At 40.0% G+C, this 20,811-nt stretch carries 25 protein-coding genes; 19 read left to right on the forward strand and 6 right to left on the reverse strand.

The window, feature by feature from the left end:
* Positions 1-74 precede the first annotated feature (74 nt).
* Entirely contained in the window at positions 75-755 is a 681-nt protein-coding gene (locus ODU46_RS07730) for an IS6-like element IS1216 family transposase (protein ID WP_029180466.1), read from the forward strand.
* 33 nt (positions 756-788) lie between these two features.
* Here the strand turns inward: ODU46_RS07730 and ODU46_RS07735 are convergent, their stop codons facing one another.
* Entirely contained in the window at positions 789-1,091 is a 303-nt protein-coding gene (locus ODU46_RS07735) for a helix-turn-helix transcriptional regulator (RefSeq protein WP_029743928.1), read from the reverse strand.
* Positions 1,092-1,220: 129 nt separating this feature from the next.
* Here ODU46_RS07735 and ODU46_RS07740 point away from each other — a divergent pair, with 129 nt between their 5' ends.
* Together ODU46_RS07740 and ODU46_RS07745 are read left to right on the forward strand one after the other, a co-directional pair.
* The gene (locus tag ODU46_RS07740; protein ID WP_024376919.1) at positions 1,221-3,107 is read left to right on the forward strand and encodes an XRE family transcriptional regulator; all 1,887 of its coding nucleotides are present in this window, start codon (positions 1,221-1,223) and stop codon (positions 3,105-3,107) included.
* A 396-nt stretch (positions 3,108-3,503) separates the two neighbouring features.
* Complete coding sequence (locus ODU46_RS07745) at positions 3,504-4,073, forward strand: hypothetical protein (protein ID WP_398579470.1); 570 nt, start codon at positions 3,504-3,506, stop codon at positions 4,071-4,073.
* A gap of 38 nt (positions 4,074-4,111) precedes the next feature.
* On the opposite strand, the gene ODU46_RS07750 is transcribed toward ODU46_RS07745, so the two are convergent.
* From ODU46_RS07750 to ODU46_RS07770, 5 genes are all read right to left on the reverse strand, one after another.
* Positions 4,112-6,067: a DNA polymerase gene (locus ODU46_RS07750; protein ID WP_398579471.1), complete on the reverse strand. Its 1,956-nt coding sequence runs from the start codon at positions 6,065-6,067 to the stop codon at positions 4,112-4,114.
* A gap of 234 nt (positions 6,068-6,301) precedes the next feature.
* Entirely contained in the window at positions 6,302-6,850 is a 549-nt protein-coding gene (locus ODU46_RS07755) for a DUF2815 family protein (RefSeq protein WP_018374791.1), read from the reverse strand.
* Positions 6,851-6,854: 4 nt separating this feature from the next.
* On the reverse strand, positions 6,855-7,976 hold the full coding sequence (locus ODU46_RS07760; protein ID WP_018374790.1) for a DUF2800 domain-containing protein: 1,122 nt from the start codon (positions 7,974-7,976) through the stop codon (positions 6,855-6,857).
* Entirely contained in the window at positions 7,969-8,292 is a 324-nt protein-coding gene (locus tag ODU46_RS07765; RefSeq protein WP_018374789.1) for a hypothetical protein, read from the reverse strand. The genes ODU46_RS07760 and ODU46_RS07765 overlap by 8 nt, the downstream gene beginning before the upstream one ends.
* Complete coding sequence (locus ODU46_RS07770) at positions 8,267-8,401, reverse strand: hypothetical protein (RefSeq protein ID WP_398579473.1); 135 nt, start codon at positions 8,399-8,401, stop codon at positions 8,267-8,269. Before ODU46_RS07770 ends, ODU46_RS07765 begins: the two co-directional genes overlap by 26 nt.
* Positions 8,402-8,678: 277 nt before the next feature.
* On the opposite strand from ODU46_RS07770, the gene ODU46_RS07775 reads away from it, so the two are divergent.
* The 16 genes from ODU46_RS07775 (at position 8,679) to ODU46_RS07850 (ending at position 20,770) form a co-directional block, all read left to right on the forward strand.
* Entirely contained in the window at positions 8,679-10,964 is a 2,286-nt protein-coding gene (locus tag ODU46_RS07775) for a phage/plasmid primase, P4 family (RefSeq protein WP_099832213.1), read from the forward strand.
* 284 nt (positions 10,965-11,248) lie between these two features.
* Positions 11,249-11,530 carry a VRR-NUC domain-containing protein gene (locus ODU46_RS07780; protein ID WP_024412700.1) on the forward strand — a complete coding sequence of 94 codons (282 nt, stop codon included), beginning with the start codon at positions 11,249-11,251 and terminating at the stop codon, positions 11,528-11,530.
* Positions 11,511-12,887, forward strand: a complete 1,377-nt coding sequence (locus ODU46_RS07785; RefSeq protein WP_024412699.1) for an SNF2-related protein — start codon at positions 11,511-11,513, stop codon at positions 12,885-12,887. Before ODU46_RS07780 ends, ODU46_RS07785 begins: the two co-directional genes overlap by 20 nt.
* Positions 12,880-13,356 (forward strand): hypothetical protein, encoded by a 477-nt coding sequence (locus ODU46_RS07790; RefSeq protein ID WP_024412698.1) that lies wholly within the window; start codon positions 12,880-12,882, stop codon positions 13,354-13,356. Before ODU46_RS07785 ends, ODU46_RS07790 begins: the two co-directional genes overlap by 8 nt.
* 194 nt (positions 13,357-13,550) lie before the next feature.
* Entirely contained in the window at positions 13,551-13,733 is a 183-nt protein-coding gene (locus tag ODU46_RS07795) for a DUF6900 domain-containing protein (protein ID WP_024412697.1), read from the forward strand.
* A gap of 47 nt (positions 13,734-13,780) precedes the next feature.
* Positions 13,781-14,818 carry a methionine adenosyltransferase gene (metK, locus tag ODU46_RS07800; protein ID WP_398579474.1) on the forward strand — a complete coding sequence of 346 codons (1,038 nt, stop codon included), beginning with the start codon at positions 13,781-13,783 and terminating at the stop codon, positions 14,816-14,818.
* A gap of 1 nt (position 14,819) precedes the next feature.
* A complete protein-coding gene (locus ODU46_RS07805; protein ID WP_398579475.1) occupies positions 14,820-15,185 on the forward strand; it encodes an HNH endonuclease in 366 nt (121 codons plus the stop codon).
* Between the two features lie 298 nt (positions 15,186-15,483).
* Positions 15,484-15,945: a hypothetical protein gene (locus tag ODU46_RS07810; protein ID WP_014638126.1), complete on the forward strand. Its 462-nt coding sequence runs from the start codon at positions 15,484-15,486 to the stop codon at positions 15,943-15,945.
* A complete protein-coding gene (locus tag ODU46_RS07815) occupies positions 15,917-17,170 on the forward strand; it encodes a site-specific DNA-methyltransferase (RefSeq protein ID WP_398579476.1) in 1,254 nt (417 codons plus the stop codon). The genes ODU46_RS07810 and ODU46_RS07815 overlap by 29 nt, the downstream gene beginning before the upstream one ends.
* Before the next feature lie 96 nt (positions 17,171-17,266).
* Positions 17,267-17,536 (forward strand): hypothetical protein, encoded by a 270-nt coding sequence (locus tag ODU46_RS07820; RefSeq protein ID WP_099832207.1) that lies wholly within the window; start codon positions 17,267-17,269, stop codon positions 17,534-17,536.
* A complete protein-coding gene (locus tag ODU46_RS07825) occupies positions 17,517-17,729 on the forward strand; it encodes a DUF4314 domain-containing protein (RefSeq protein ID WP_099832206.1) in 213 nt (70 codons plus the stop codon). Before ODU46_RS07820 ends, ODU46_RS07825 begins: the two co-directional genes overlap by 20 nt.
* A gap of 13 nt (positions 17,730-17,742) precedes the next feature.
* Positions 17,743-17,961 (forward strand): hypothetical protein, encoded by a 219-nt coding sequence (locus ODU46_RS07830; RefSeq protein ID WP_099832205.1) that lies wholly within the window; start codon positions 17,743-17,745, stop codon positions 17,959-17,961.
* A 50-nt stretch (positions 17,962-18,011) separates the two neighbouring features.
* Positions 18,012-18,485 (forward strand): phage terminase small subunit P27 family, encoded by a 474-nt coding sequence (locus ODU46_RS07835; protein ID WP_003058374.1) that lies wholly within the window; start codon positions 18,012-18,014, stop codon positions 18,483-18,485.
* Positions 18,482-20,074: a terminase large subunit gene (locus tag ODU46_RS07840; RefSeq protein WP_099832204.1), complete on the forward strand. Its 1,593-nt coding sequence runs from the start codon at positions 18,482-18,484 to the stop codon at positions 20,072-20,074. The genes ODU46_RS07835 and ODU46_RS07840 overlap by 4 nt, the downstream gene beginning before the upstream one ends.
* 70 nt (positions 20,075-20,144) lie before the next feature.
* The gene (locus ODU46_RS07845) at positions 20,145-20,402 is read left to right on the forward strand and encodes a type II toxin-antitoxin system Phd/YefM family antitoxin (protein ID WP_018374772.1); all 258 of its coding nucleotides are present in this window, start codon (positions 20,145-20,147) and stop codon (positions 20,400-20,402) included.
* On the forward strand, positions 20,399-20,770 hold the full coding sequence (locus ODU46_RS07850; protein WP_099832203.1) for a type II toxin-antitoxin system death-on-curing family toxin: 372 nt from the start codon (positions 20,399-20,401) through the stop codon (positions 20,768-20,770). Before ODU46_RS07845 ends, ODU46_RS07850 begins: the two co-directional genes overlap by 4 nt.
* The last annotated feature ends 41 nt before the right edge of the window (positions 20,771-20,811 follow it).

Raw genomic sequence — 20,811 nt, forward strand, 5'->3', positions numbered from 1 at the left:
GGTTCTGTTGCAAAGTTTTAAATCTACTATCAAATAAGGTAGAATAATAGAAAAAGATAGCAGGAGGAATGACGATGAATCATTTTAAAGGAAAGCAATTTCAGCAGGATGTGATTATTGTAGCCGTGGGCTACTATCTTCGTTATAACCTTAGCTATCGTGAAGTTCAAGAAATCTTATATGATCGTGGCATTAACGTTTCTCATACGACGATTTATCGTTGGGTGCAAGAATATGGCAAACTACTCTATCAAATTTGGAAAAAGAAAAATAAAAAATCCTTTTATTCATGGAAAATGGATGAAACGTACATCAAAATTAAAGTAAAATGGCATTATTTGTATCGAGCCATCGATGCAGATGGTTTAACCTTGGATATTTGGTTACGTAAAAAACGGGACACACAAGCAGCCTATGCTTTTCTTAAGCGGTTAGTGAAGCAGTTTGATGAACCGAAGGTTGTAGTCACAGATAAAGCCCCCTCTATTACAAGTGCCTTTAAGAAACTAAAAGAATACGGCTTTTATCAAGGGACAGAACATCGTACCATTAAATACCTGAATAATTTGATTGAACAAGACCATCGTCCAGTAAAGAGACGCAATAAATTCTATCGAAGTTTACGCACTGCCTCTACAACGATTAAAGGCATGGAAGCCATCCGAGGATTATATAAGAAAACCCGAAAAGAAGGCACTCTCTTCGGGTTTTCGGTCTGTACTGAAATCAAGGTATTATTGGGAATCCCAGCTTAAATCATAGATACCGTAAGGGATTTTATTCTTTATTTAAAACTTTGCAACAGAACCCTTTTGTTCCATGAGAAGGTTGTGAGTTAGCTCATCGACCTTCTTTTTGTTTGTCTTGTTGAGTTGTTTGTAGAGGGTGAGGTGGGGATGTTCTTCTTGAAGGTTACTTGCTTCTATATGGAGGACTTGAGCCAGTTCTTTGAGGTGTTTCTTATTAGGGACAGTTTTGCCTGTCTCCCAAGCAGACAGTGTGGCTCTTGTGACCCCTAGTTCGTTTGCGATAGCTGTTTGGGATAGATGATTGGTTAATCGATATTCTTTTAACTTACTGGCAGAAAACATTTTCTCACCCCTTTTGTCATTTTATAGATTGACAAAATTATATCATAGTGTATAATATAAAGCAAGAGTAAAGAGTAGGTATGTTTGTAATTCAAATCTCGATAGCACTATGTTTTAGGAGAACAGGATATGGCGTTTAATTCATTCGAAAAATTGCTTCAATCAAACTATTATAACGATATTTTCAAAGCAGTAGATAATTATATTTACCACCACCGTTCCTATATATCGGTCAAGTCACATACTGTTGAAGACCCAAACTTTAAGAAGTTGGATGATTTTGCGATAAAGAAAGTCTTGTCTCGTAAAGTTAGAGACGGAATAATTGTTTCTGAACTTCAGGTCATTGCTTCTCTTGAAATTAAGGGGCAGACGAAGTATGGCTATGAAATAGATAGTGCCAATCTGTGGTTAAGAATGACGGTTGAGTATGAGTTGAATGAAGGAATACATAATTTTACAGTTCTTCAGGTTAATCCCTTTGATCCAAAAGATTATGATAATAGTGAATTAGGTCTTAGTCCAGAATTTGTTCCATACATTAAAGCTAAGGATATGGATGAGATTGCGGAAGGAATTTTGAAGCAATATTACCCTCAAGCACTAGAAGCTCCCATGGCTTTGCCGATTGATGGCTATCTTGCCAATATCGGATTGACTAAGATGGAGGGTAAGTTAACAGAGGATAGTTCCATTTTTGGAGAGATGGTCTTCAAAGATACAGAAGTTCTATTTTATGATGAGGATACTCCAGAATCAAGACTCGTGAAGAAAAAGACTATTTTAGTAGATCCCGAAGTTATCTGCTTGCGTAATCAAGGGAGTTATAATAATACAATAGTCCATGAATCAGTTCACTGGTTGCTCCATCGTCATCATAATGAGTATAAAATGCTATTTGATCAGAATCATAAACGAAGTAGTAGTCTAAGAGATAACACTATCTCTAGTTCATCAGAGTGGAGAGACTATGACTGGATGGAGTGGCAGGCAAATGGAATTGCTGCTAGAATTCTGATGCCTAAGTCCATGACAAGGCAAAAGGTCAATCAACTCTTTACAGACTACTCCTTAAAATATGCTAGTGATGAGAAATTAACCATGTTTGAAAGAATCATAGATGACCTCGCAGAATTCTTTCAGGTCTCTCGCCTAGCGGCTAAAATTCGGTTACAACAATTGGGCTATCATGAATTTGAAGGCATTTATAATTTCGTTGGAGATGAATATCTACGAAGCTATGGTTGTGAACTTAAAGCTATGACTGAAAACAAAAGCTTCACTATTGCCTTTCCCAACGCTTGTCTGTTGAGTTGGAAGAATGAACAGTTTAGGAAGTTGATGGATTCAGGTCGATATGTTTATGTGGATAACCATTTTTGCTTGAATGATCCTCAATATGTGAACATGGTGGAGTACGGTATTTACGAAATGACAGACTATGCATACAAACATATGGATGAGTGTTGCCTATTGTTTGATATTTTCTATAAGACAGATAAAAATAAGTCTATATCGATCACTATCTTTAATGAGTATGTGATGTATCGTGGAAAATCGACGGTTGAAATAGAGGTGGATTTCTCTGAGTTCACCAATATTGTTAATGGTTCAATAATTCTAGATAGTGGACGAATATTTGAAGAGGTAGTCAGAATCAATGATGAGATGCCGAGTGGCTTTTGTGCCATGCTTATCTACCATCGTACACGCAAAAACATCACTCAAGAAGATCTTGCTGAGGCATCAGGTGTTAGTTTATCTACTATTCAGCGTTTTGAAACTCAAAGAGATGCGAGTAGGAAACTGGAAAAGATGATGGGGATTACTCTTGGAATGAAGCTATATCCTGACTTTAGCTTTAAGTTGATTGAAAAGAGTGGTACAACATTTAGAGATGAGATGCCGACTCATTGTGCTTATAAGATGTTGCTGAGATATTACTATCATTTGGGAGCTTATGAATGCAACCAGAAGTTGATAGAGATGAAGATTCCTGAATTTTGGGAAAAATAATTTTAACGACACCCTTCAAATTTTGAGGGGTGTTTTTTTGTTTGTTATGCGTGTATTTGAGAGTGGAGGTCATCAAGTTAAGTATGTGAAAGGAAGTTTCAAAAACACTGATTTTAACGATTTTATTGAATGAGGGAAGCTGTTCTACCCCTCATTTTTTGCTGTGTACCATTTCGTTCAATGGTACTATACTAGACTTATCAAGAACACCTTCTGTCAATACGGAGTCATGACGATGACCATAATTTCAGATGTAGAGATGGTGGGAAACTATTTCAGCTTGTGAAATTGGCTGACCGATAACATAGAGGAAAGTAACTATGCGGTCAAGAATATTTTTTGCATGCCTTGATTTGTCATGTGTGCTTTCGGTATTAACTGGAAAGCCAATCAATCATGACAATCAATGTCAACTTTTTCAACTACTGCCAAGCTCAATCTTCATCAACTGGAGTACATCCAACTGAAAGTGAAGTACTAGCACCTATGTTTGTACAGGATTACTACATGACTTCACATCATTCAGGTTTGCTACGTGGCACGTTTCGTCAATGTCGTATCATGGGTATTTCAATACTAACTGCCTTTGTTCCAGTCGCAGAAGAGGACTATGAACAGATGGTCTGGTGGTATGACAACTCAGTTAATGATTATCTCAAAGATTTTCGTAAGCCGAGTAAAAATGCCCCTAAAGTTTCATCCTGGGAAGCATTCACAGAGAAACAAGATTTACCAGTTATTGATGATGGGATTGAGCTTTATCTATTCATGGATCAATTTGAGTTTTTGAAATCAAAACTTGCAGAATCAAACTTTCAAGCACCAGAAATTTTGGAAATGCTATTTGATGGTTATGAGAATAAGGAAATCTTTGAAAAACTAGGAGTTCAGAAATCTGCAGGCTATAAAAAAGTCAATAATACTAAGAAAGAAGGGTTTGAGCTTTACAAAGAATTAAATAAATAACAGAATCGCCATCTCAATTGTGAGGTGGCGATTTTTTGCTAATCTTTCTGATAGAATATGCATTCGTATCCATCGGCACGAAGGTTAATATCAGACATCCAGTCTGGTGCAATCCCCATTAATAATGCAATCTCATCAAGTTTTTGTTCCATTGGGCATTCGATTATTACTTCATCATGTACATGTCCTACAATTTTAAACTCTTTCAGTTGTTTCAAAGAGTATGCAAGAATGTCACGGCTGATAGCTTGTACAATGTTCTCCACAAATTTTGGACCATAACTTTCTAACCTCTCCCAACGTTTAGCAGTTCCAGTTCCCTCATAAGTGACGGACTCTCCACCGAACTGGTTCTCTCCAATTCTTGGTTTAATATATGCTAATTTACGACCAGATGGGAGTGTAATGAATAGAATGCCACTTCTTACTTCAAATTGAATACCGTGAGTAGATGTTGGAATTTGTTCCTTTACAGCAGTCTTTACAGCATTATCGACATCCCACCATAAGAGAACGATATTGGGATTTGCTTGTCGCCAAGAGTTCACTAGTGGTTGGAGTTCTTCCTCCGATAGTCCCATATCAATTGCTCCCATGGCTTTGAGTGCACCGACTGAACCACCATATCCGCAAGCAAGTTCCGCAATTTTCCCTTTTTGTCTCAATTCAGAATTTTGTCCGTGTTTTTCAACTGGTACTCCAAACATCTGAGAAGCGGACATACAGTAGATGTCTTTTCCCAGTTCAAATACCTTACTACGCCATCTCTCCCCTGCCAAGTGGGACAGGATTCGAGCTTCGATAGCTGAAAAGTCGCAAACAATGAATTTCTTTCCTTTACTAGGGACAAAGGTCGTTCGGATAAGTTGAGATAAGGTATCTTGTGTGTCGTAGAGTAGCTCAGTAGCTTCTAAGTCACCTGTTCTGAAAAGTTCTCTAGCTTCCTCTAGGTCAGGAAGATGGTTCTGTGGTAAATTCTGAAGCTGTACCAAACGGCCAGCCCATCGACCTGTACGGTTAGCTCCGTAAAATTGAAACATCCCCCTTGCTCGACCGTCCTTACAAACACAGTTCATCATGGCTTGATATTTGGATACACTTGATTTGGCGGCTTGCTGACGAAGTTTAAGAACTTGAGCAGTCGTATGATCAACCATTTTGAGAAGTTCTTTCACCGCTTTTTTGTCGAGTGAATCTGTAGTTACTCCATGTTCACGTAGCCAGCCAATCATCTGTAGAACAGAGTTGGGATTTTCTAGACTTGTTAAAGCTTTCAGTTCCTCTTGGATTTGAGCTTTGCTCTCTGTATCAATTTTGATTGCTGCTTTAACAAAATCAACATCTATGCCAATACCTCGGTCGTTGATAATCTGATCCTGGAGGTACTCATCCCAAACAAAATCAGGTACTGGGAAGTTTTTCAGTCGTTCCTTGATGGCCAATTCGACCTCAACATCACGTCTGTTGTAATCGATAAATGTAGCCCACTTGTCAGGCGCGTGATGTGGAAAGTTGCGAATTCGTCCCTCATTGACTTTGGTAGGCTTACAAGGTACGCAGAAGTAGCGAATGAGGTCAGCCCCCTCTCTCATCTTTTTGTCTTTGAGTTTGAGAACTGTTCCAACCCCTTCTAAGGAAAGTGGGAGTCCTAAATATGCGGACCAAATCATGCTACACCGCCATGAATTAGGCGAGAGAAATCCATCTGATAAGAATTCAGGATGATATTTCTTGAGCCAGTTGGATATGCAAATTCGCTCAAATGAAGCGTTGAATGCCCATTTTATGACACTATCATTCACCAAGGCCTCAAGGATATCTTGTGGAAATTTCTCTTTAGTTAAGTCATATACAGTAACTGGTCCATTATCGACAGATACCGCAAATAAAAGGATTTCAAAACTGTTATCCTCCGCATAGCGATAGACACCAGATTTTCGTAAGTCAATTTCACAATAAGTTTCGATGTCAATGCTGAGTTCTCTAATTGGCATAGTACGTCCTTTCTGAAAAAGGTGACAGAAGTACTGCCACCTAAAGTTCTATTTGTTTTTTCGACTGAGTGGTGTTTGGCTAAGTTTTTCTTTATTTTGCTTTGCCTTTCGTTCCATTTCATTTCGAATATCATCTCTAATGGTCATATACCCGAAGTATAGTCCGATAAGCACCCAGAGGCCCATAATAGTACAAGTTAAAATAGTATACATCATCAATCTAATTCTCCATTTCTAGTTCAAAAAGTCATCATCGTCTTCTGTCGCAAAATCATCCTCAGCACGAGTGCGTCCTCCGAGGGGTTCCCCATCACGCAATTTTTGCAAGTTATTCAAACCGCAAGCAATCCCTTTATTGCCATTGGAATTAAATGCGTAGAAGGTGATAGAAGCACGTCCGTAGATGCCTGAATACAATTCTGATGTATCAATGATTTCTTGACGATTGCCGTCAACCACCCCAGGTTTGTGTGGAGAGTTGGCATTCACAAAGTAAGCATTTTTGTATGCTTCATCATCAGGGCGTTCAAGGTCACCATCACGAAGCGGTGTTTTCAGAGTAGATAATGCGGGTACAGATTTACCGTTGCCCTTGAGTTTTGACTCACCTTCTTTGTATGCTTGCTCAATAGCAGCCTTGATTTTGTTAATGGTGACAGTATCCTCTTTTGGGATGATGAGTGAGGCACTGTACTTGGGAATACTACCGTTAATCGATTTTGGCTCATTGGCATTTAAGTAGCTGAAGCGAGTGTTTGGTCCTGTAATTACTTTAGTTGTCATATAGTTAATCCTCTTTAAATTCATTTTTTGCTAGGTTCATCTCTTGACGGGTATCGTCAATTGGAACGAGTGTTGGTTTACCACTTGGTTTTATTATGAGACCACCAAGGAGGTCATTAAAGGTTTTCTTGCCAAGTAACTTAGTCATGGCTGTAATGGTTAGTAGTTTCTTCTCATAAGGGTCATAGCCAGCTTCAATCACAGCTTGGCTAACAGCTGACTCATCTGAGAATTTACGAACAGAGCGACCTTCAACCAGTTTATATCCTGGGATAGGATGTCCATCTGTTGCTTGATTTAATGCATAAGCTTTGATGTCGTTTGCCCATGAAATCAACAAATCTAGTTTAGGCAAAATCTCTGCAATGTCCTCGTTATCAAGGGTATCTGGATTCGCAAACTCCATCTTGGCAAGAGCCAAATTATCCTCCGCACGCTTTCGACAGATATTCTTTAGTTTACAGAACTGGCAGTGTTTACCAGACTGCATCTCCCCTTCACCTTTGAATGCAAGTTCAGCTTTTGGAGCGAGTTCATTTTCAGCCCATTCAAGCAACTCTGTCTTTTCTATCTCAAAGGTAGATATGTTATGTTTTCGTGGTTGAAAGATAGTCATGGTGACTTTATCAAAATCATAAAGTCCATCAAACATCTCAAGAGCTCCTAAAGCGTAGCACATCATCTGAGAGTTGTGGTCTGCATCAACTAGAACACCAAGCCCGTGCTTGTAGTCAATTACCTGAAGAAGTCCATCCGCCACGATGATGCAATCCCCAGTTCCAAATCCTTCAGGTACCCACTTAGAAAAGTCCAGTCGTTGTTCGATAAGAACTGTAGGGTCACGAGAGTAGCCTCTGGCTTTCTCGACTTGTTCCATGACGTAGTTGCGGTATTCTTCAGCGCAATCCTGCATTTCATGATTGTAAAATGCTAAATCCTTAGTCGGATCACGCGCATTCCTACCTAAAGCTTTCTCGACTAGATAAGCACACAACTCGTGGGCATCCGTCCCTTCAAGAGCGAAATCAGAAGTTGTGTCTGGTAAATCTTCGGTGAGACGAACAGATGGTGGGCAGTTCAACCATCGGTGTGAAGCAGATGCGGATAGAATGGCATGGTTAGTCATTACCAATCCCTCCAGCTTCTTCAAGGACTGCCGCAAAGTGTTTAGGGTCAAGAGCTGATAGAGAAGAAGCACCGTAAGTATTTAGAAGAGCGCGAACCTCATTTTTAAACCCGTCTTTAGCTTTGGTCGCAAGGGCTGCACGGACATCCTCCAATTGAATTTCCTTTTGTGGTTCAGATTTGGGTGATATTGGTTCAGGAACTGTTTCATCATCAGTAGATAGGAGTTTTTTGAACTCATCCACCAATCGAAGGTAGTACTTTGCGGTTTCTTCCATATCATGAATTAGTCTATTCAGTTCTTTCATTTTGCTCATTACTTTCTTCCTCCATAATTTTTTTAGCGAGTAGTTTTGAGATGACGCTGATAGCTATGAGAGTATCAGCTACGTCTTCATCAGGTTTGATGTATGGTTCGTTTGCCATATTGGGTCCTCCTATCTTACTAAGTAAGGTTTCGAATGATTTTTCCGTTTTGTAAGGAATATTTTTATCCCTTACATCTTACTAAGTAGATCTAAGAGATGTTTTTCCGCTTCTCACTATAATTTTTTGAACATAAAAAAGTTTCCTGTGCATTTAATAGGAAACTTTTATTTTTCTAATAAAATTTTCGGAAGTGCGGAAAATCATCTCTGTTTCTTACTTAGTAAGGTAGGAAGCAAGTTTCCTAATTTAAAAACTAAAGACGGAGGCATATCAAATGAAATTTACCCTATCTCATTCTGGACAGACAGGAATACAAACAACTACGGTCTATCCAAATATGGTAACTATCACTGATAAAGCTATCTTACAAAACGTAGCTCAATTCGACCATGTGGCAGGTCTTTTTGTCCAAAATACTCGCTCCAATGTCAACTTTATCAAGTCAGATGTGTTAGTCATGGATATTGATAATGATCACACAGAAAATCCTGATGAATGGATAACTGTAGAACGATTAAAAGAAATCTTTGCGGATTACAATTTTGCCTTGGTCACCAGTAGAAGTCATTTGAAGGCTAAAGGTGGCAAAGCACCTCGACCGAAGTTTCACATCTATTTTCAGATTGAAGAGGTAGCGGATAAAGACATCTATGTAGCAATGAAGGAAGAACTTTGTAATCAATACAAGTTTTTTGATGATAATGCCAAGGATGCGGCACGATTCTTCTTTGGAAATCCCAATGCACAGGTTATATGGCATGATTCATGGCTAACTATTGATGAAGATTTGTTTCAAGCTGTGTCTATTGATGACGGGGAAGATTTCGATGCAGACTTCTATACGCCACCAAATGGTCCAATCCAGCAAGGCAGTCGTAACTCTACCATGTCAGTCTTTGCAGCAAAAATTCTAAAACGTTTAGGAGTAACGCAAGAATCAAGAGATGGCTTTGATGAACAGGCTCAGAAATGTGTACCGCCACTTGATAAAGCAGAGTTAGATACCATCTGGGGTAGTGCTGTGCGATTCTACAATAGAACTATAAAAACATCTAAAGGCTACGTGGCTCCCGACGCTTTCAATAGAGAAACATTAAAACCAGATGATTACTCTGATGTTGGGGAAGCGGGAGTTCTTGCTAGAGAGTATGCGAACAGGCTCGCATATACCAATGCAACGGACTATCTTTACTATGACGGAACTCACTGGCGTGAGAATAAACAGTTGGCATTAGGTGCAGTTGTACACTTTACCGATGAACAACTTGCTGAAGCGAATGCATTCTTGGAAACTGCAGAAAAACAACTTCAGTCTTCAGGTATTGATGAATTGACCATTAAGGCTGGAGGAAAACATCTAGAAAAAGCAGTTGAAACTCCACTTCAATTGAAGTATTTAAAAGCCTATCTAGCTGCCAAAGAGTTTCATAAATTTGTCATGAAACATCGTGACTATAAGAATTTGATGGCTGTCTATAATACAGCTAAACCAATGCTTTCAGTAGAATTGTCAGAATTAGATAGTGATGACTTATTACTCAATACCCCAGAGGCTACCTATGATTTACGAAAAGGAATAAATGGGCAACAAGAACACAATCCTGAAGATTACATAACAAAAATAACCGCAGTCTCCCCTAGTGATCAGGGAATGGGATTATGGCAGGAAACTTTAGCCACCTTTTTCTGTAATGACCAAGAATTGATTGACTATGTTCAAGAAATTATTGGTATGGCAGCTATCGGTAAGGTCTATCAGGAACACATGATTATTGCCTATGGAGGCGGAGCGAACGGCAAGTCTACTTTTTGGAATACCATCGCTCGTGTGCTAGGGAGCTATTCAGGTAAATTATCTGCGGATGCCTTAACTATGTCAAACAAGCGTAATGTCAGTCCTGAGCTTGCTGAGCTTAAAGGGAAACGTCTGGTCATTGCTTCTGAAATGGCAGAAGGGATGCGACTCAATACTGCGGTTGTTAAGCAGATTACCTCAACAGATGAAATCCAAGCAGAGAAGAAGTACAAGGATCCATTCCACTTCGTGCCCTCACACACGCTGGTTCTTTACACTAACCATCTGCCTAAAGTAGGGGCGAACGATGATGGAACTTGGCGACGTTTGGTTGTTATCCCGTTTAACGCCAAAATCACTGGTCGCTCTGACATCAAAAACTTTGCGGATTATCTGTACGACAATGCAGCACCAGCAATCATGTCTTGGATTATAGAAGGTGCAGAAAAAGCCATCAAAGCGAACTTCAAAACAAAAGTACCAACTGCCGTATCAGCTTCCGTCAAAGCTTACCGAGAAGCCAATGACTGGTTGGGACATTTTCTTAGCGATTGTTGTCAAGTTGGTGATCAGTTGTCAGAAAAATCAGGAGAACTTTACAGTCAGTATCGTGCCTATTGCGCCAAAAACATGGAGTACACACGCAGTACGACCGATTTTTATTCTGCTCTTGATCAGGCAGGTTTTAAACGAAAACGGACAAGTAAAGGTAACTTCATTCTTGGTTTGAAATTGGTTGATGATGGCTATGATTTCTTAGATTAATGACCAACATTTTTAGCCAACTTACTTCCACAATAGAGGTATTTGATTATTTTAGGTGTGTAGGTCGTTGACTGAAAGGTTGGAACTTATTTTGAATGAGGTTTCAGATAAATGCTTAAAACGACCAACATGAGTGACATTTTTTGATTTTGTGTAGGTCTATTATGGTCTTTTCTAAAACTATCCTATAAGCAAAAATTACTATAAAAAAAGCCTATAAGGGGAGTTTTGGAAATGACTGCACTAGACCTACACACTTCAATTTGACGAAAGGATTTAGAACGATGAGAGAAAAGTACGTTGAGCAAGCTTTGGTGAAGTCTGTGAAAGCTCGAGGAGGGATTTGTCCTAAGTGGGTATCTCCATCTTTTTCTGGTGTGCCAGACAGGTTGGTGTTTTTACCCAATGGCAAGTTTGGCTTGGCGGAAGTGAAGGCTCCTGACCAAAAGCCAAGGAAGTTACAAGGGTCAAGACATAAACTATTCGAGCGATTAGGCTTTAAGGTCTATGTCATTGACCGCATTGAGATGATTGGAGAAGTGCTAGATGAAATTGACATTACATAACTATCAGGTAGTCGCCAAGGACTTCATCATGGGTCACCCTCATGCAGCAGTCATCCTAGACATGGGGATGGGAAAGACGGCTACAACCTTGTCTGCAGTGAATGAATTGATGTTTGACCGATTTGAAGTCACAAAGGTTTTGGTTATTGCCCCGCTTCGAGTCGCAAATACAGTATGGAGTGATGAGATTGAGCAATGGTCTGAGTTGCGTCACTTACGGTATTCGAAAATAGTTGGTACTCCCAAGCAACGAATGGTAGCTCTTCAGAAAGATGCGGATATCTATATCGTCAATCGTGAAAACCTACCTTGGCTGGTGGAACAATGTAGTCCCTATTTCAAGTGGGATATGGTAGTGATTGATGAATTGAGTTCTTTCAAGTCTTGGCAGTCCAAGCGTTTCAAAGCCTTTATGGCAATGCGTCCTTACATGAAACGTATTGTTGGACTAACAGGAACACCGAGTTCTAATGGACTGATGGACTTGTTCGCAGAGTTTAAAGTCATTGATGGAGGAGAACGTCTTGGTCGCTTCATCGGTGAGTTTCGTAGTCGCTACTTTGAAGAAGGTCGTCGCAACGGAAACATTGTCTATGAATACATCCCCATGGATTATGCGGAGTGTCAAATTCAAGACAAGATTAGTGATATTACCATTTCCATGAAAGCCCTAGATTATCTGGATATGCCTGAATTGATCTCTACCAAGAAACTGGTGCGCATGACAGAAAAGGAAAAAGAAAAATACATTCAGTTTAAGAAAGAGTATGTATTGTCAGAGTTAGATGGACTAGAAGTAACTGCTGCCAATGCTGCAAGCCTTACGAGCAAGTTAGTTCAGTTGTCCAATGGAGCCGTATATTCTGATGATCATTCGGTTGTGGCATTACATGAACAGAAACTAGATGCCCTTGAGGATATCCTCGAATCCGCGAATGGAGAACCTGTCTTAGTTGCCTATTGGTTCAAACATGACTTGGCTCGGATTCTGGGTCGTTTAGAAAAACTCAAGGTAAAGAGTCGGGTGTTGAAAACAGAAGAAGATATTCGTGAATGGAATAAAGGTAATGTTTCAGTTGGCTTACTTCATCCAGCTGGAGCAGGTCATGGTTTGAACCTCCAAAAAGGCGGTCACCACTTGGTCTGGTTTGGTTTAACATGGTCGTTGGAACTATACCAACAAACGAATGCACGGCTTTGGCGACAGGGACAAGAGTCTGAGACTGTTATTATCCAACACATTGTGACTGAGGGAACGATTGATGAGGAAATCCTCAAGGCACTAGAAAATAAAGATGCACAACAAGAACGGCTGATTGCAGCTGTTAAAGCACAAGTAGGAGGGGCAGATGGATAAGGCAGAGCACATACTGACGAATTACAATGAACTCAAAAGTGACTTGGAGATGTTAAAGTATCGTTTGGAACATTTCAAACCAGTGACAGAAAATGAGGTTATTGGTTCACTCGTTTTTGAAAAATCTGATGAACCTAGAGTTAAAAGTACACCTACTAATCAACGGTCAGAGATGATTGCACTGAATTTTCGTGAGAAGATGATTCAAGAAAATGAGGAACAATTGGCGGATTTATCGCAGCGGTATATCCGATTGGCTAATGACCTTGATAATTTTGAGATGGCTTTAAAATTTCTAAAGGGAGATTTGTATGATTTTGCGCAATCCATGCTTAAGTCAGATAGTAATTGGGATAGCTTGATGAGAGAGTTTCATATTAGTCGAAGTACTGTTAGAAATTGGCGACGTAAGGTCTTAGACCATGTTAGGGAAGTGTATATGAAAATGGGATTTTCTTTGGAAAAGTAACCTCTCCCTGACCTACCCTTGACCTACCAGTAACCTACCCCTACACTAAGTGTGACCTAACATTGACCTCACTTTGTCAAAATTTGTGGTAGAATTGTAAGTGTCAAAAAAGATAAAAAATACCCAGTAATGACTGGATATATCTCCACTTTAGAGTTAATATGTACACAACAAAAGAAGAGGAGAACAATACAATGACAAAACGCCAACAAGAAAAACTGGATGCGATTTTTACAAGGATTGCTCAAGAGGAATTACAAGTTGAAACCTTGGAACAACGCTGGAGCGATAACCTTGATTTCTACGACATTCCAGTTTGGGGAATTAAAAAAGCACTCGAACGAGCCTACGAAGCAGGACAACAATCAGTAAAATAAAGTAAAGCCTAGCCTCATAAAGGTTGGGCTTTTTGCGTGGAGGAATTATGATTATTTCTAGTGAACAGGTGTCGGTTGGACACCCAGATAAAATCTGTGATCAGATTTCAGATGCCATTTTGACGGAGTGTCTCAAGTTTGACAAATCAAGTCGAGTGGCAGTTGAGACCTTAATCAAGGATAACCAGGTTATAGTAGCTGGTGAAATTTCGACAAGACATAACTTTAATCTCGAGAACATTGTTCGACAGGTTGTCGAGCCACTTGGTATGAAGAATGTTCGGGTAACTAACCTACTTGGACTCCAAAGTTTTGATATTGCCAAAGGTGTTGATAATGGTGGTGCTGGTGACCAAGGAATGATGTTTGGTTATGCGACAGATGAAACACCTGAGTACCTGCCACTTCCTTATGTCTTAGCAACTCGAGTCCTTGAGAAACTGATTTCACTTGGTCACCCCTTACTTGGAAAGGATGCAAAAGCACAGGTATCCTATGACTATGAGAAGAAACGGATTGACACCTTCTTAGTTTCCATCCAACATACCGAAACGGCTGATCTTGCCAAAGTGAAACGAATTGTGACGGAAGCCATGATGGCAGTAGCACTTCGCTACCGTCAGAATCTAGATTTCAAAGTTCTAGTCAATCCAACTGGACGTTTTGTTCTTGGTGGCTCATTTGCGGATGCAGGAGTAACTGGACGTAAAATTGTGGCGGATACATATGGTGGTTTCGCACATCATGGTGGCGGTGCTTTCTCTGGAAAAGACCCCAGCAAGGTGGACCGCTCAGCCGCATACATGGCACGAAAGATTGCTAAGGATATTGTTCGTGAAGGGTATGCGAAACGATGTGAAGTACAATTAGCCTACGCCATTGGAGTTGCAGAACCTGTGTCGGTGTATGTAGAAACCTTTGGTACCAGTCGCTACACCGCAAAACAACTGGAAGGAATGATTCGTGAGCGATATGATTTAACACCACGAGGTATCATTAAGGAACTTCATCTCTTGAATGTAGACTACACCAAAACATCTTGCTTCGGACATTTCACGAAAGAAAATCTTCCTTGGGAGAAGTAAAATGCCAAGAAGACCAAGCACACCTTGTAAACAAAATGGTTGTCCTAACTTAGTATCCTATGGTCACAAGTATTGTGACAACCATAAGGGAAACCATCAACTGGATGCCAAGTCAACCAAAGCCAAAGGATACAATACCCAGTGGAATAAAGCACGACTTCGTTACTTAAAAGTTCATCCACTCTGTGTTGAATGTAAAGTCAAAGGTCGATTAACCAAAGCAACAGTGGTTGACCATATCACACCCCACCGAGGTGACCAAGAACTCTTTTGGAATCAATCAAACTGGCAAGCACTTTGTAAGTCTTGTCATGATAGGAAGACCATGACGACTGACCGATATGTGGAGTATACGTATCGATTTTAGTCTTGGAGTTTCGTTACAATAGTATCCAATTTTTAACCCTTTGGGGGAGGGGGGATGGAATCTCTAAACCCTTGGGAGACTAAGACCGACGCCCCCTCAAACGTGCAATTTCGCAAAATTCGCAAGCGGGTACATTAAAATCGCTTCATTTTGACGTTCCTTCCCACCGTTATCACGTTTCTAATGTGGGGATGTAGCGTTCCCAAGTATGTCATTTTGGTAATAAAATAGTGAAAAAGGCTAGAAACAATGTAGAAAATAGTTGTTTTTAGTCCTTTTTTGCTGGAAAGGAAAACAAATGGACGAAAGTCAACGCAAACAAATCTGGAAAATGCGAGCAGAAGGTCTTGGCTATGGCTTAATCGGTAAGGCTACAGGACTGTCTAGAGATTCTGTTAAAAAATACTGTAAACGAAATCCAGCATTGCTTGGTCATGGAGCGGCGACAAAGCAAATGGCAAAAGCCGACCAGAATGACGGACTCCGTTGCCCACAGTGTTATCAAACACTTAAAATTCATAAAATAGGAAGACCAAAGAAGTTCTGTTCGGATAAATGTCGTAAAGTCTGGTGGGCCACTCATTCTGACGAACACGACAAATCAAAAACTGCATATGAAGATTTGACTTGCCAGCAATGTGGCAGGTCATTTTTATCTTATGCCAATCCAAATAGGAAATTTTGTAGCCATTCGTGTTACATTCAATCACGCTTTTATAAAGGAGAAACCAATGACAAGCCAACCAACAATGGAAATTAGAGAAATTCGATTGTCTGAATTACACCCAGCCTCCTACAATCCTCGAAAAAAACTTAAAAAGGGTGATAAGGAGTATGAAAAGATTAAGCAAAGTCTACTCAAGTTTGGCTACGTTGACCCCATCATCGTCAATAAAGACTTGACGGTAATTGGTGGCCATCAACGATTAACTGTATTGAAGGACTTAGACTATGAAACCGCCAAATGTGTCATTGTCGATTTATCCAAAGAAGATGAAAAGGCACTGAACATTGCCCTTAACAAAATCACCGGTCAATGGGACGACCAACTTTTGGCGGACTTGCTTTTGGATTTACAGGAATCGGATTTCAATCTCGACCTGACTGGTTTTGAACCACCAGAAATTGACGATATCCTGTCGAATGTTCATGATAAAGACCTATCAGATGATGACTTTGATGTTGAAGAGGAATTGAAGAAACCCACCTTTTCAAAACGAGGGGACATTTGGCAACTTGGTAAGCATCGAGTGATTTGTGGAGACTCTACGAAAGCTGAAACTTATGACCAACTTTTAGGTGATAAAAAGGCAAATTTGGTTGTGACAGACCCTCCCTATAATGTTGATGTAGAAGAAACAGCTGGAAAGATTCTCAATGACAATATGCCTGATAGTGACTTTTACCAGTTTCTTTTTGATATGTTCACTCAAGTAGAAAAACATATGGAGTCTGATGGTTCAATCTATGTATTCCATGCGGATACAGAAGGACTGAACTTCCGAAAGGCATTTAAAGAGGCGGGATTCTACCTCAGTGGGTGTTGCATTTGGAAGAAGAACTCCTTAGTTCTTGGACGTAGTCCCTATCAGTGGCAACATGAACCATGTCTCTTTGGCTGGAAACAAAAGGGTAAACATCAATGGTTCAGTGACCGTAAACAAACAACCATTTGGGAATATGACCGTCCAAAATCTAGTAAAGACCACCCAACAATGAAACCAAGTCCGCTCATGGCCTATCCTATTCAAAATTCATCGATGCGAGGAACGCTTGTTCTTGATCCATTCCTTGGTTCTGGTTCGACCCTAATGGCCGCAGACCAAACTGGAAGGGTTTGTTACGGCATTGAGTTGGATGAGAAGTTTGTGGATGTCATTGTCAAACGTTATATAGAGTCAATTGGAAATGAAAACGTGACGGTATTGCGTGATGGACAGACTTTGACCTTTGCTGAAGCGACTTCCATATTGGCAAACGAATAATTATCAAATATATCTTCAAAATATTCCATAAATGACTGGATATAAATCTCCTTTAGAGTTAATATGTACACAACAAAAGAAGAGGAGAACAAAAGAATGACAACAACACTTGAAAAACTCTATGAAATCTACCCAACAACCGCAAGCATCATTCCTTACAAGGAATGGGTTATCGTTGCATCCAAAGGAAACAAAGAAACAGTAGTTGAGATTTACGAAATCGTTGACAGCCTTGAAGAATTTGAACTATTTGAATGCCGACTTAACCGCATATACAAGGAATCAATAATTGTTACGGATCTTGGTCACGCTGTTAAATGGGCATTCGATATGTTTGGAGAATGGCATGGACGCAAAAATGTTTAACTACCTAAAAACAATATATCCTGTTGGGACGAAGGTTAGATTAGTTAGAATGGATGACCCACATCCAGTTCCTAAAGGAACGATTGGAACTGTGATTGGAGTGGACGACATTGGCTCTCTCTTAGTTAAGTGGGAAAACGGCAGTTGCCTAAATGTTTTGTATGGAATTGATGTCGTAGAAAAGGTATTGTGAGAAGTGGGAAATTATGACTCGAACGGTTGGAGACCAACATTACGTTTGTGAGTTTCTCCGTGAAGATACAACAGACTCGAGAAATATTGACGGTGCTTGGATTAGAATTCTGACAATAAAACGTGATGGTGAATATATCAAGCAATATAGATATGGGAACGAAATAGATTGCATGGATGATATTGATAGAACAGTTTGTCAGGCTGTTCTTGATAACTTTAATGAACTTTAGGAAGGAGCTCGAATTGAGTTCTTTTTTATTACTCTAAAGGAGGTGAGATTGTGGCAATCAGGGGGCGAAAACCAAAACCAACGAATATGAAAATACTTGAGGGAAATCCTGGTAAGCGACCACTTCCTACAAATGAAGTCAAACCTAAACAAAAAGCCCCACGTTGCCCGCAGTGGCTTGAAGATGATGCAAAGAAGGAGTGGAAACGGATGGGAAAAATTCTCGAACAGATGGGAATTTTAACCGAAATGGACATGACTGCATTTGCAGGATATTGTCAAGCTTACGCTCGCTGGAAAGAGGCAGAAGAGTTCCTTTCCAAGCATGGATCCATTATCAAAACCCCGAATGGCTATCTCCAACAAGTCCCTCAAGTCTCTATCAGCCAGACTAATCTCAAAATCATGCTTAAGTTCTGTGAACAATTTGGTTTGACACCTTCGGCACGAAACCGATTAGCTACGATGGATTCGGAAGTTGGGACTGGTGATGAAATGGAAGATTTGTTAGGAGGAATTTTATGAGTTATCATTATGAACCAAGTCCATTCATGCTTCCAACCTCACACTATGATAAGGCAAAGGCTGATAGGGCAGTAACATTTATCAATAACCTTTCTCACACCAAAGGGAAGTGGGCAGGAAAGCGATTTGATTTGTTACCGTGGCAGGAACAGATTGTCCGTGACCTATTTGGAATTGTCAAGGAGGATGGCAACCGTCAATTCCTAACAGCCTATATAGAAATTCCAAAGAAGAATGGCAAGTCTGAGCTAGCAGCAGCTATCGCTCTTTATCTGCTTTATGCTGATAATGAAGCCAGTGCAGAAGTTTATGGTGCGGCTTGTGACCGAAACCAAGCGTCAATCGTATTTGATGTAGCCAAGCAGATGGTGCAGATGAGTCGCCCCTTGGAAAAGCGTTCTAAGATAATGGGTGCTACCAAGCGTATTGTAAATTATTCTAACGCTGGGTTTTACCAAGTTCTTTCAGCAGAGACTGGGACAAAACATGGACTAAACGTATCTGGCTTGGTCTTTGATGAAATCCATGCTCAGCCAAATCGACATTTGTATGATGTATTAACCAAGGGATCAGGAGACGCAAGGGAACAACCTCTCTTTTTTATTATCACAACAGCTGGAACGGATAGGAACTCCATCTGTTATGAATTGCATACTAAAGCATTGGATATTCTGAATGGTAGAAAGAAGGACACATCATTCTATCCAGTGGTTTATGGATTATCCGATGAAGATGATTGGAATGATGAAGCAAACTGGAGAAGAGCCAACCCTTCACTAGGGCATACTATTGGGATTGACCGTGTTAGAGAAGCGTACCAACAGGCACTTGACAATCCTGCTGAAGAAAATGTCTTTAAGCAGCTCCGTCTAAATATGTGGACAAGTTCCAGTGTTGCTTGGATTCCAGAACATGTTTATGCTAAGGGAAATGCTCCTATTCAATATGAAAACCTCAAGGGTCGTAGTTGCTATGCAGGGCTAGACCTTTCTAGTACGTCCGATATAACAGCTTTTGTCTTGGTATTTCCTCCTAGATTTGAAGAGGAAAATTATATCGTACTGCCATACTTTTGGCTACCTGAGGATACACTGGAACTGAGATGTCGACGTGACCATGTTCTGTATGATGTTTGGGAGCGTCAGGGCTACATCAAAACTACGGAGGGAAATGTTGTTCACTATGGTTTTATCGAAAAATTTATAGAAGACTTATCGGAAATCTATCATATCAAGGAGATAGCCTATGACCGTTGGAATGCGACGCAGATGGTTCAGAATCTAGAAGGGATGGGCTTGACCATGGTGCCTTTTGGTCAGGGATACAAGGATATGAGTCCACCATCTAAGGAACTCTATAAACTAATGATGGAAGGCAAGATTCAACATGGTGGGCATCCTGTTCTGAAATGGATGGGACAAAACGTAGTCATGAGACAAGACCCCGCTGGCAATATCAAGCCAGATAAGGAAAAGTCAGTCGAGAAAATTGACGGTATTGTAGCACTCATAATGGGACTGGACCGTTGTATTCGTCATCAAACTGATGAAGGGAGTGTCTATGATGAACGTGGTATATTGAGTTTTTAGGATGAAAATAACCTAAATAGGTTGAATATATCCTAAAAAGTGGTAGAATAGAGAAAAGGAGGATATTACAATGCAAATCAATATTGAAAACTTAGTCTCTATTTCTGAAGCAAATCAAAACTTTTCTAAGGTAGCTCGTATGGTCGATACGAATGGTACTGCAGTAATATTGAAAAATAACACACCAAAGTATGTATTAGTGGACTATCAGAGTCTAATTAAAGAGGAACAGGCAACCCCTACGGTTGTTGAACAATCAACTTTGGATGAAGTCGCGACTTCAGTTTTATCACGCCATCTTGATGCATTTAAGGAATTGGCAAAATGAAAGTATTAACTGTTGAACAGGTTATTGAATTACACACTAGGTTAATTCAAGCTACTGGGGGGTTAGGTGGTGTTAGGGATGTTGGTTTAATAGAATCTTCACTATCTTCAGCTTTTAGTACTTATTTTGGTGTTGAGAAGTATCCAAGTATTGAAGAAAAGGCTGCTAGACTTTGTTATTCGCTAGTTAATAATCATGCCTTCCTTGATGGGAACAAGCGAATTGGAGTGTTTGTCATGATTATTTTCCTAAAATTAAATGGCATTGTATTAAATCAGACTGATGAAGAAGTAGTGAAGCTAGGGCTTGGAGTAGCTTCATCAGAATTAGATTATGATGCAATATTAGAATACATTCGGAATCATTAAAACTTTTCTTATTGAGGATATAACTTCAAGAAAGTGATAGA

The organism is Streptococcus sp. 2020WUSS089 (genome assembly GCF_044427405.1).
GTDB classification, from domain to species: Bacteria; Bacillota; Bacilli; order Lactobacillales; family Streptococcaceae; genus Streptococcus; species Streptococcus hashimotonensis.

What these genes read in the sequence shown, in the direction of transcription:
- ODU46_RS07730 (WP_029180466.1), top strand. Translation starts at nt 75, where the DNA reads ATGAATCATTTTAAAGGAAAGCAATTTCAGCAGGATGTGATTATTGTA.
- ODU46_RS07735 (WP_029743928.1), bottom strand. Translation starts at nt 1,091, where the DNA reads ATGTTTTCTGCCAGTAAGTTAAAAGAATATCGATTAACCAATCATCTA.
- ODU46_RS07740 (WP_024376919.1), top strand. Translation starts at nt 1,221, where the DNA reads ATGGCGTTTAATTCATTCGAAAAATTGCTTCAATCAAACTATTATAAC.
- ODU46_RS07745 (WP_398579470.1), top strand. Translation starts at nt 3,504, where the DNA reads ATGACAATCAATGTCAACTTTTTCAACTACTGCCAAGCTCAATCTTCA.
- ODU46_RS07750 (WP_398579471.1), bottom strand. Translation starts at nt 6,067, where the DNA reads ATGCCAATTAGAGAACTCAGCATTGACATCGAAACTTATTGTGAAATT.
- ODU46_RS07755 (WP_018374791.1), bottom strand. Translation starts at nt 6,850, where the DNA reads ATGACAACTAAAGTAATTACAGGACCAAACACTCGCTTCAGCTACTTA.
- ODU46_RS07760 (WP_018374790.1), bottom strand. Translation starts at nt 7,976, where the DNA reads ATGACTAACCATGCCATTCTATCCGCATCTGCTTCACACCGATGGTTG.
- ODU46_RS07765 (WP_018374789.1), bottom strand. Translation starts at nt 8,292, where the DNA reads ATGAGCAAAATGAAAGAACTGAATAGACTAATTCATGATATGGAAGAA.
- ODU46_RS07770 (WP_398579473.1), bottom strand. Translation starts at nt 8,401, where the DNA reads ATGGCAAACGAACCATACATCAAACCTGATGAAGACGTAGCTGATACT.
- ODU46_RS07775 (WP_099832213.1), top strand. Translation starts at nt 8,679, where the DNA reads ATGAAATTTACCCTATCTCATTCTGGACAGACAGGAATACAAACAACT.
- ODU46_RS07780 (WP_024412700.1), top strand. Translation starts at nt 11,249, where the DNA reads ATGAGAGAAAAGTACGTTGAGCAAGCTTTGGTGAAGTCTGTGAAAGCT.
- ODU46_RS07785 (WP_024412699.1), top strand. Translation starts at nt 11,511, where the DNA reads ATGAAATTGACATTACATAACTATCAGGTAGTCGCCAAGGACTTCATC.
- ODU46_RS07790 (WP_024412698.1), top strand. Translation starts at nt 12,880, where the DNA reads ATGGATAAGGCAGAGCACATACTGACGAATTACAATGAACTCAAAAGT.
- ODU46_RS07795 (WP_024412697.1), top strand. Translation starts at nt 13,551, where the DNA reads ATGACAAAACGCCAACAAGAAAAACTGGATGCGATTTTTACAAGGATT.
- metK (WP_398579474.1), top strand. Translation starts at nt 13,781, where the DNA reads ATGATTATTTCTAGTGAACAGGTGTCGGTTGGACACCCAGATAAAATC.
- ODU46_RS07805 (WP_398579475.1), top strand. Translation starts at nt 14,820, where the DNA reads ATGCCAAGAAGACCAAGCACACCTTGTAAACAAAATGGTTGTCCTAAC.
- ODU46_RS07810 (WP_014638126.1), top strand. Translation starts at nt 15,484, where the DNA reads ATGGACGAAAGTCAACGCAAACAAATCTGGAAAATGCGAGCAGAAGGT.
- ODU46_RS07815 (WP_398579476.1), top strand. Translation starts at nt 15,917, where the DNA reads ATGACAAGCCAACCAACAATGGAAATTAGAGAAATTCGATTGTCTGAA.
- ODU46_RS07820 (WP_099832207.1), top strand. Translation starts at nt 17,267, where the DNA reads ATGACAACAACACTTGAAAAACTCTATGAAATCTACCCAACAACCGCA.
- ODU46_RS07825 (WP_099832206.1), top strand. Translation starts at nt 17,517, where the DNA reads ATGGACGCAAAAATGTTTAACTACCTAAAAACAATATATCCTGTTGGG.
- ODU46_RS07830 (WP_099832205.1), top strand. Translation starts at nt 17,743, where the DNA reads ATGACTCGAACGGTTGGAGACCAACATTACGTTTGTGAGTTTCTCCGT.
- ODU46_RS07840 (WP_099832204.1), top strand. Translation starts at nt 18,482, where the DNA reads ATGAGTTATCATTATGAACCAAGTCCATTCATGCTTCCAACCTCACAC.
- ODU46_RS07845 (WP_018374772.1), top strand. Translation starts at nt 20,145, where the DNA reads ATGCAAATCAATATTGAAAACTTAGTCTCTATTTCTGAAGCAAATCAA.
- ODU46_RS07850 (WP_099832203.1), top strand. Translation starts at nt 20,399, where the DNA reads ATGAAAGTATTAACTGTTGAACAGGTTATTGAATTACACACTAGGTTA.